Annotated in this window: 8 protein-coding genes and 1 pseudogene; 6 read left to right on the forward strand and 3 right to left on the reverse strand. The window is 62.8% G+C overall.

What is annotated here, in order from left to right; genetic code table 11:
• The first annotated feature begins 5 nt into the window (after window positions 1-5).
• Window positions 6-1,079: an ABC transporter ATP-binding protein gene (locus MKZ91_RS27505; protein ID WP_336174223.1), complete on the forward strand. Its 1,074-nt coding sequence runs from the start codon at window positions 6-8 to the stop codon at window positions 1,077-1,079.
• A gap of 44 nt (window positions 1,080-1,123) precedes the next feature.
• Here the strand turns inward: MKZ91_RS27505 and MKZ91_RS27510 are convergent, their stop codons facing one another.
• The 3 genes from MKZ91_RS27510 to MKZ91_RS27520 are packed head-to-tail and all read right to left on the reverse strand — an operon-like array spanning window position 1,124 to window position 3,756.
• Window positions 1,124-2,206, reverse strand: a complete 1,083-nt coding sequence (locus tag MKZ91_RS27510) for an extracellular solute-binding protein (protein WP_336174217.1) — start codon at window positions 2,204-2,206, stop codon at window positions 1,124-1,126.
• 40 nt (window positions 2,207-2,246) lie between these two features.
• Entirely contained in the window at window positions 2,247-2,906 is a 660-nt protein-coding gene (locus tag MKZ91_RS27515; protein WP_336174224.1) for a TetR/AcrR family transcriptional regulator, read from the reverse strand.
• A gap of 40 nt (window positions 2,907-2,946) precedes the next feature.
• Window positions 2,947-3,756, reverse strand: a complete 810-nt coding sequence (locus MKZ91_RS27520; protein ID WP_336174218.1) for a class I SAM-dependent methyltransferase — start codon at window positions 3,754-3,756, stop codon at window positions 2,947-2,949.
• Window positions 3,757-3,901: 145 nt separating this feature from the next.
• Here MKZ91_RS27520 and MKZ91_RS27525 point away from each other — a divergent pair, with 145 nt between their 5' ends.
• The 5 genes and pseudogenes from MKZ91_RS27525 to MKZ91_RS27545 form a co-directional block, all read left to right on the forward strand.
• Window positions 3,902-5,524, forward strand: coding sequence for a phytoene desaturase family protein (locus tag MKZ91_RS27525; RefSeq protein ID WP_336174219.1), 1,623 nt, complete (start codon window positions 3,902-3,904; stop codon window positions 5,522-5,524).
• Complete coding sequence (locus MKZ91_RS27530; protein ID WP_336174220.1) at window positions 5,511-7,064, forward strand: phytoene desaturase family protein; 1,554 nt, start codon at window positions 5,511-5,513, stop codon at window positions 7,062-7,064. The genes MKZ91_RS27525 and MKZ91_RS27530 overlap by 14 nt, the downstream gene beginning before the upstream one ends.
• On the forward strand, window positions 7,061-8,284 hold the full coding sequence (locus MKZ91_RS27535; protein WP_442892357.1) for an aminomethyltransferase family protein: 1,224 nt from the start codon (window positions 7,061-7,063) through the stop codon (window positions 8,282-8,284). Before MKZ91_RS27530 ends, MKZ91_RS27535 begins: the two co-directional genes overlap by 4 nt.
• A 10-nt stretch (window positions 8,285-8,294) precedes the next feature.
• Window positions 8,295-8,522: a hypothetical protein gene (locus MKZ91_RS27540; protein ID WP_336174221.1), complete on the forward strand. Its 228-nt coding sequence runs from the start codon at window positions 8,295-8,297 to the stop codon at window positions 8,520-8,522.
• 277 nt (window positions 8,523-8,799) lie between these two features.
• Window positions 8,800-9,113 (forward strand): annotated as a pseudogene (locus tag MKZ91_RS27545) (hydrolase); the annotation flags it as partial.

Consider the following 9,113-nt stretch of genomic DNA (forward strand, 5'->3'; position numbering starts at 1 on the left):
CACCGATGATCGCCATTGAAGGCGTCAACAAGTTCTACGGGATCTACAAGGCGCTCGACAACGTCTCGCTTGACATCGCCGCCGGAGAGTTCTTCTCGCTGCTCGGGCCATCCGGCTGCGGCAAGACCACGCTTCTGCGCTCGATCGCCGGTTTCGACACGCCGACCGAGGGCGACATCCGCATCGATGGGCAATCGGTGATCGACGTGCCGCCGAACCGCCGCCCGACCAACATGGTCTTCCAGAACTACGCGATTTTCCCGCATCTGAATGTCGAGGAAAATGTGGCCTACGGCCTGAAGCGGCTGAAGCTCGACGCGACCGAGGAACGCCGGCGCGTCGCCGCGGCCCTCGAACAGGTGCGTCTCGGCCATCTCGGCAAGCGCCGGGCGCACGAACTTTCCGGCGGCCAGCGCCAGCGCGTGGCTCTGGCGCGCGCCCTGGTGATGCGCCCGAAGGTGCTACTTCTTGACGAGCCGTTGTCTGCCCTCGACAAGAAGCTGCGCGAAGAAATGCAGGTCGAGTTGCGCACGCTGCAGCGCGCTGTCGGCATCACTTTCATCCTCGTCACCCACGATCAATATGAAGCGCTGGCGCTTTCCGACCGTATCGCGGTCATGTTCGGCGGCCGGATCGCGCAGGTAGCGACGCCGAAGGAGATCTACCAGCGCCCGAACACGCGCCAGGTCGCCGACTTCCTCGGCGGCATGAACTTCATGAAGGCCCGCGTCACCAATGAGACCGCGACACGCATCTCCGTCGAAACACCGCGCTTCGGCGGGGTCACCGTGGACAAGCCGCTCGGTTTTGTCGCCCGCAACGGAGCGGCGACGATCGGCATCCGTCCGGAACGGCTGCGGGTTCTCTGGGACGATGCCCGCTCCGACTTCGAGGTCGCCGGCAAGGTTGTCGATCGCCACTACTTCGGCGAGATCACTCATCTGATCGTCGACATCCCGGGTCTCGAGCAGCCACTATCGGTTTCGGAAACCAACAATTTCGGTGCTGACGACATTCCCGTCGGAGATACGGTGCGGCTGGCTTACGATCCGGACGCGCTGGTCGCGGTTGCCGACTGACAGAACTCGGCGGGCCATGAACCACGGCCCGCCGGTTTTCTCTCTCAATAACCCGATTTGATCTTCTCGAACTCGGCGATCATGCGCTGGCGCAGCTCAGTCGGCATCGGCGACTGGAACAGCGTGTTGGCGAGGAATTTCGAGACGTCGGCATAACCCTTGTCGGCAAGGATCTTCGAATCGACCTGCGCCATGCCGCGGGCGTTCGCGTGACCATAACCCCAGGATTCGACCATGTAGGGCGTTATCGCCGGGTCGGTGATCGAGTTCAGGAAATCGTATTGTACGTCTACGGGCGCCGCAGCGCCCTTCAGCCGGACGTAACCGCAGACCCAGGTGGAAAGCCCCTCGGTCGTATCCTTCTTGATCGCGGCCGGAACACCATCGGCCTGCAAGGTCGTCGCCGTCTCGTTCCAGGCCCAGGCGAGATCGACCTCGCCGCTGGCAATCGCCTGGCTCAAATCGGTGTTGTCGGTCCAATAGAGGCGGACATTCTTGTGCACCTCGCGCAGGAATTCGGACGCCTGCTTGAACTGCTCGTCGGTCATCGTCGTCCAGTCCTTGACGCCAATCGCAAGGCTTGCGAGCGCATAGGCATCATCGACATTGTCACCGATCGATACCCGATCCCTAAACTTCGGATCGGCAAAGGCCTTGAGCGACTTGACTTCATCCTCCTTCACCGTGTCGGTGCGATAGGTCAGCACTGTGTTGCCCCATTCGAAGGGCAGCATCCAGGCCTTTCCATCCGGCGTCGTCATCAGCCCCTTCATCGCGGCGATGCCGGGGTCGATGTCGTTCCAGTAGGTGAGCTTCGACGTGTCGAGTGGCTCGATCAGCCCTGCTTCACGCCATTTCGCCACGCTCTGCGAACAGGGATGGGCGAGATCGGCCTTGAAGCCGGAGCGCAGTTTCTGGAACGCTTCTTCTTCATCGCCAAAGAAACTGAAGTCCGGCTCGTCGCCATGCTTGGCGGCATAGGAGGGATGGAAGGCCGGGTCCTCGTAACCGGACCAATCGAATATGGTGAGGTTTTCGGCGGCAAGCGCCGGCAGGGCGGTGGTTGAGACAAGCGAGGCGATGAAGGCGCCTCCCAAGATTTGCCTGCACGCGTTCACCAATGTCATGCCAACCTCCTCTTTCCGGCCGTTCCGGCGTTGTTGTTCCCTATTTCGGCCCTTCCCGGGTGAAATGCTTGGGGAAGGCGACGAGCAGATACTCGACAGCTGCCGCATGCGCCTTGTCGCGCGTCAGGCCGTCGCCCATCATCAGCCGCAGCCACAGCCCTTCCATTGATGCGCAAAGCGCCAGCGTCATGCCCTCGGGCTCATAGGCGTAGTCGCCCTCGTCCTTGAGTGTCTGGCAAAGAGCCAGGAAGATATCCTGGTATCTGACGTCGCGCGCGCCGCAGAGCGCCTGATAGGTCGGGCGCGATTTCGCCTCGCCCCAGAAGGCACACCAGGCCGCAAGCTTGCGCTTGGTGCAGATCTTGCGATCAAAATCGCAGGCAACGAGCGCCCAGAGCTGCGCTGCCGCCTTGTCGCCCGCCTTTTCCAGCGCCGCGCCCCAATTGGCGGCATACTCGTCCGCCATGAATTGCAGCGTGGCGATCAGCAGCTTTTCCTTGCTCTCGAAATGGAAGTTGACGATGCCGCGCGACAGGCCGGCGCCATCGGCCACATCGGCCAGCGTCGTTTCCGAATAGCCACGCTTTGCGAGCGAATCGATCGTCGCCTCGATCAGCTGCTGCCGCCGCGTCTCCTTCGACGCCTTGCGCCCGCGCTTCTCCGTCTCTGCCACTTCCTGCACTTCAGGGGTGAGTTTCATCCGTACCGCCGTATCGTTCTTCTTCAGGCGCAGGTGCATGTCATGCTCCGCGCCGCATCGGCTTGATGCCCCGCAGATGAGTGGGACAATGCTCACCACTGTCAAGCACCTTCTGCATGGCCGTCCAGGTCCGGATATTCTTGGCGACATAGGCCTCGCCAACCGCTGCGACCGCAGCCGAATGCAACGCTCCCTCCAGGCGGGAAAGCTCCTGGCGCGCCACGTCGCGGTACCATTCGTTGCGGCTTTCGGCACGCGTTTCCACGAAACCCGCATGCCTCATGGCTGCGAGATAGGTGCCGGCGGACGCCATGCCGAAGCTCAGGCCCTCGGCGGCGAGATAGGCCTTCATGTCGTCCGAGGGCTCGTCGTCATGGGCGATCAACCAGTCGGAGGCCGCAAAGGTGCCGCCTGGTGAAAGGACGCGGAAGATCTCGCGAAACACGGACCGCTTGTCGGGCGCATGAACGAGCGCGTCCTTGGAAAAGACAATGTCGAAACTGCCGTCGACGAAAGGCAGCGGGCCGGGTGGCGCCTGAATGAAGGACACTCCGGCAAAACCGGCGCGTTCGGCAGCCTCCCTTGCATGCGCGATCACCGGCGCCTCGACGTCGAAGCCGGTGATCGCCGCCGGCCGATAGGTTCGGGCGATATGCAGCGTCACGCCGCCGGCGCCGCAGCCGAGATCAAGGACCCGTTTGCCGCCGATCTCGACGCCGGCGAGCACGCGATCGACCTCCTCAGGCCCGCCGGGCGAGAGATAGCCCTCCCCCCACAGCACCTGAAGGAAACGAATGGCCGTGTCGTCATATTCGACGGCATGTTCCGTTTCCTGCTCGATCGACGACATCAGACCTCCTGACCATATCAACCCTTGCTAAAAATCCTATCGCATTATCAGAGGATTGCAACATATTTGCTGAACGCTCATTCAAAATATATGGACAACATTCTGCTTTCCGTGTCATTTTTTGATCAACGACAAGGGGAGCCACATGAAAAAATACGACGTGGTGATGATTGGAGGAGGGCATAACGGCCTGGTCGCGGCCTGCTATTTGCAGCGCGCCGGACTGAATGTCGTCGTCCTTGAAAAGAATGATTGGGTGGGAGGCGCAGCCACCAGCCGCGAGCTGACGCCGGGCTTTCTTTATTCGAACTGTTCCTATGTCTGTTCGCTCTTCCGGCCCGAGATCATACGCGATCTCGAACTGCCGAAACACGGGCTGCAGGTGATCTCCTACGAGGGCGGTGCCGTCTTTACCCGCGACGGCGACTATCTTGCCTCCTACCGCGACCACGATTCCCATCGCCGCGAGTTCGCCCGCTATTCCAAGCGCGATGCAGAAGCCTATGAGCGCTACGCCCGCGACGTCACCCGCCAGTGCCGGTTTATCCAGCCACTGTTGATGCGCACCGCGCCCGATCCGTTCAGCTTCAAGCCGCGCGACATTTCCGAGCTCATCTATCTTGCCAAGAAGTTCGGAGATTTCTCACCGTCCGAGATGGCGGCAACCTTGCGCTTCTGGACCATGTCGATCGCCGACTTTCTCGACGAGTACTTCGAGACCGACGTGATCAAGGCCTATCTGGCGCTTTCGGGCATCATCGGCACCGCGCTGGGGCCGATGTCGCCGGGCACCGCTTATGTGCTGCTGCACCACTATATGGGCGAAGTCGATGGTTCGGTCGGCGCCTGGGGTTATGCCCGCGGCGGCATGGGTGCCGTCACCAAGGCGCTTGCCTCGTCGTTTCAGGCGTCTGGCGGCACGATCCGCACCGGCACCGATGTTGCCAAGGTGCTGACGCGCAATGGCCGCGCCCATGGCGCCGTGCTTGCCGACGGTGAGGAGGTGCTCGGCAATCTTGTCGTCTCCAATGCCGACGTCAAACGCACCTTCCTGAAGCTCGTCGACGAGGATGCCCTGCCGGAACGCTTCGTCCACCGCGTCCGCCACTTCAAGATGCGCGGCTCCTCAGGCAAGGTGAACATCGCGCTCGACAGCCTGCCGGAATTCCCGGCCCTGCCGGCTGGCTCCTCCTGCATTCGCGGCGACCTGCACTTTACCGACAGCGTCGAGCGCATGGAGCGCGCCTATGACGACTGGAAGGCCGGGCGTTGGTCGGCCGACCCCTTCGTCGACATGATGATCCCGACGACGCTCGATCCGACGATGGCACCACCTGGCAAACACTTCGTCTCCTGCTTCGTTCAGTACTGTCCGCCGAAGGTAGGAGGCAACGACTGGACCGACGCTGACCGCGACGCCTTCGCCGAAACCGTGATCAAGCAGATCAGCGACTATTCGCCGGGTTTCCGCGAGCGCATCCTGCACATGGAAGTGCGCACGCCGCGCGAGATCGAACAGGAGGTGGGGCTCACGGAAGGCAACATCTTCCAGGGCGAACTCACCTTCGACCAGTTGCTCTTCAACCGGCCGGTCCCCGGCTACGCGCAGTATCGCAGCCCCGTGCGCGGGCTTTACATCTGCGGCTCGTCCACCCACCCGGGCGGTGGTGTCATGGGGGCGCCCGGCCGCAATGCCGCCGCCGAGATCCTGCGTGACCTCCGCCACTCTCCCTCAAACAAGATGAGCCCGGCCCATGACGTCATTTGATGCCATCGTCATCGGCGGCGGCCACAATGGCCTGACCGCCGCCACTTTCCTCGCCCGTTCCGGCCGCAAGGTCCTGCTCGTGGAAGCCAGCGACACGCTCGGCGGTGCGGCGCGCGGCTATTCTTTCCATCCCGGCTACGCCAGCCCCGGCCTTGCCCACATCGTCAACCGGCTCGATCCGGAAGTGGCGGCAACCCTTTCACTTCAGAACAAGCAAAGCGAAGCCGCACCGACCGTGGTGCTGTCGCCGACCGGGCAACACGCGGTGCTGCGCGGCGGCTATGGCGAGGCGATCGATGGGGTGTCGCAAGAGGAGGCGAAACGCTTCCAGGACCTGCGGGGCAAGCTGGTGTTCCAGGCCGCCATCCTGAAGCGTTTCCTCAGGCGGCGTCCGCCGGAAATCGGCGAGCTGGCGCTTGCCGATTTTGCGACGCTCGCCAGCGCCGGCCTCGGGCTCTTGCGCAAGGGGCGGGAGGAAAGCCGCGACTTCCTGCGCATGCTGCTGATGAACGTCGCCGATACCGTTGAGGAGTATCTGACCGACGACCGGCTGAAGGCGCTGCTTGCCTTCGACGCGACGCTCGGCATCCACCTCGGACCCCGGTCGCCGACCTCCTTGCTTGGCCTCTATTACCGGCTGACCGGCGAAATGCAGGGCGTGACCGGCGCCCAGGTGGTTGCCAACAGCGGCGGACGCTCGGCGGCTGCCGCCTTCGAGGCCGCGGCGATGCAAGCCGGCGTCACGATCAGGACCGGTGCGCGGGTGGCACGCATCATCGCCGACCGCGGACGCGCAACCGGCATCGTGCTTTCCTCGGGCGAAACGCTTGAGGCGGGCGCCATCGTTTCAGCAATCCATCCCAAGGCGACCTTCCTGGACCTTGCGGATCCGGCCGAGATCGGCACCGGCTTCCGCCGCGCCATCGGCAACATCCGCTCGAAGGGCAACGTCGCCAAGCTCGATCTCGCACTCGACCGCGTCCCGGAGTTCCCCGGTGTTGCCGCCGCCGATCTCAGCGGCCGGCTGGTGATCGCCCGATCGGTCGACCATGTCGAAGAGGCCTTCAATCCGGCGAAGTACGGTCAGTTCTCCAAGGATCCGGTGATGGAGATCACGCTTCCAAGCCTTGCCGATCCGTCGCTGGCGCCTTCCGGCGGCTGCACCCTGTCGGCGCTTGTCGAGTTTGCGCCCTATGCGCTTGCCGACGGCTGGGACAAAGGCAAGCCGGCCTTTCAGAAAATCGTGCTCGATACTCTGGAAGCCTACGCCCCTGGCATTAGCGGCAGCATTCTGGGGACGAGCTTGCTGACGCCCGTCGATATCGAAGAACGCTACAACCTGCCGGGCGGACACTGGCATCACGGCGAGCTTCAGGCCGACCAGTTGCTCGTCAACCGTCCCATCAATGCCGCCTCGGGCTATACGACGCCACTTAAGGGACTCTATCTCGCCAGTGCCGGCTCGCATCCGGGCGGGGGCATTTCCGGCCTGCCCGGCCTGCTCGCCGCCCGCCAGGTTCTTTCGGAGAAACGCGCATGATGATGCATCTGACCGCCCTTCGCCGCGCGGCCCAAGGCCATATCCTGACGCCCCGGCTCGAAACACCGTTCCATGAGCGCCTCGCCGTGCTCAGCGAAACCAACGACTGGTACAGTTGGGCCGGCTACAAGGCGCCGCATTCAATCTTCGACACGGAGCTCGAATATTTCGCGATCCGCTCCACCGCAGCACTGTTCGACATCTCGCCGATGGTGAAATACCGCATCCGCGGCGCGGATGCCGAGCGCTATCTGAACCGTCTGACACTGCGCAACGTCGCCAAGCTCGGCGTCGACCGCGTGCACTATACGGCCTGGTGCGATGACCACGGTCATGTGCTGGACGACGGGACGCTGTTTCGCCTTGCGACAGACGACTTTCGCCTCTGCTGCCAGGAACGGCATCTGCCCTGGCTGCTCGACAGTGCAGCCGGCTTTTCCGTCGAGATTGCCGAAGAGACGAGCGAGATCGCAGCGGTCGCGCTGCAGGGGCCCACGTCCTTCGCTGTGCTCGAGGCCGCGGGCTTTGCCGACGTCGAAGCCCTGAAGCCGTTCCAGCTAGCCACCTTCCCGCACCTCGATGCCAGCGTGACGATCTCCCGCACCGGCTTTACCGGCGACCTCGGCTACGAACTCTTTGTCGACGCCAAGCAGGCACTCAGCCTCTGGGATCGGCTGTGGGCAGCCGGTGCCGGCTTTGGCCTGAAGGCAATCGGCTACGACGCGCTGAACCGCGCACGCGTGGAAGCGGGCTTCATCGTCGCCAATGCCGATTTCATCACCGCCGAAGCGGCCCTTCGCGCGGATCGCGAACGTATGCCGGATGAGATCGGCCTCGACTGGTTGGTGGATAAGGAAAAGCCATTCTTCAACGGCCGCGACGCGATTTTCCGGGCGCGCGAGAAGAACACTCTGAAACATGTTCTCGTCGGCCTCGAGATCGAGGGCAACATCCCGGCCGAGGGCGCGATCGTCTATCACCGAGGCAAGAAGGAGGTCGGCCTGGTGACAGCTGCCATCTGGTCGCCACTCGCCAAGCGCAACATCGCCATCGCCAGCCTTTCCCGCCCCTTCGGTAGCCGCGTTGTCGATGACCTCTGGGTCGAGATCTATGCGCTGCGCGAACTGCAATACCAGAAGCTGATGAAGCGCGCGCGTGTCGTCGCCCGGCCCTTCGTCAAGCTCGACCGCCGCTCGGCCAACCCGCCGGGCCGTTTCTGAGGCAAACGGCATGGACGACGAGACGAAGCGACACTGGGAGATGATCAGGTTACCGGCCGGTGCCGAATGGTCCGGCCGCGCCCGGTATGCGGCCGCCATGTTCTTCTACCAGCGTGGCCTGATGGACGCCGAAACGCTCGAGGTCTATCGCATCTGCTCGCGGCTTGATGCGGAGGATCCGGCCGAAGTCCTCAGGCGCTATCGGATTGGCGCAGATTGGCTGGAGAAGCTCAAGTAGAGCTCGTGCAGCGCGAACTTTCGCAAGAAGGTGGGAGCGGCCTTCCGCAGGCGTTATAATTGTCCTTGGCACCGGCGGACACTGCGGCACGAGTTGCCGCGAGCGCATTTCAATTATTTCAATTATCGCAATTGAGTCGATAATATTATTGCCATTCTGCAATGGAATCGGCTGCGTTAGTGTTTGTTCATCGGAGCAAACAAAGCGGGCCAGGATGGCTCCCCGATGTCCACGTCCACACCGCACCGCGGTTCCAAACCCAACTGAGGAGAGAGCGATGTCTAAACTCGAAGTCCTGACCCCCGCCAACAGCCAGTTGATCTTCATCGACCAGCAGCCGCAAATGGCCTTCGGCGTCCAGTCGATCGACCGCCAGGTGCTGAAGAACAACGTCGTCGGTCTCGCCAAGGCCGCCAAGGTCTTCAACATCCCGACGACGATCACCACCGTCGAGACCGGCTCCTTCTCCGGCCACACCTATCCCGAACTGCTGGCCGTCTTCCCGCAAAACGATATCCTCGAGCGCACCTCGATGAACTCCTGGGATGACCAGAACGTCCGCGACGCGCTGGCCAAAAACGCCGCCAACGG

The sequence above is a fragment of the Ensifer sp. MJa1 genome (genome assembly GCF_037026475.1).
In the GTDB taxonomy this organism is placed as follows: domain Bacteria; phylum Pseudomonadota; class Alphaproteobacteria; order Rhizobiales; family Rhizobiaceae; genus Ensifer.

What these genes read in the sequence shown, in the direction of transcription:
- MKZ91_RS27510 (WP_336174217.1), bottom strand. Translation starts at nt 2,206, where the DNA reads ATGACATTGGTGAACGCGTGCAGGCAAATCTTGGGAGGCGCCTTCATC.
- MKZ91_RS27520 (WP_336174218.1), bottom strand. Translation starts at nt 3,756, where the DNA reads ATGTCGTCGATCGAGCAGGAAACGGAACATGCCGTCGAATATGACGAC.
- MKZ91_RS27505 (WP_336174223.1), top strand. Translation starts at nt 6, where the DNA reads ATGATCGCCATTGAAGGCGTCAACAAGTTCTACGGGATCTACAAGGCG.
- MKZ91_RS27525 (WP_336174219.1), top strand. Translation starts at nt 3,902, where the DNA reads ATGAAAAAATACGACGTGGTGATGATTGGAGGAGGGCATAACGGCCTG.
- MKZ91_RS27535 (WP_442892357.1), top strand. Translation starts at nt 7,061, where the DNA reads ATGATGATGCATCTGACCGCCCTTCGCCGCGCGGCCCAAGGCCATATC.
- MKZ91_RS27515 (WP_336174224.1), bottom strand. Translation starts at nt 2,906, where the DNA reads ATGAAACTCACCCCTGAAGTGCAGGAAGTGGCAGAGACGGAGAAGCGC.
- MKZ91_RS27530 (WP_336174220.1), top strand. Translation starts at nt 5,511, where the DNA reads ATGACGTCATTTGATGCCATCGTCATCGGCGGCGGCCACAATGGCCTG.
- MKZ91_RS27540 (WP_336174221.1), top strand. Translation starts at nt 8,295, where the DNA reads ATGGACGACGAGACGAAGCGACACTGGGAGATGATCAGGTTACCGGCC.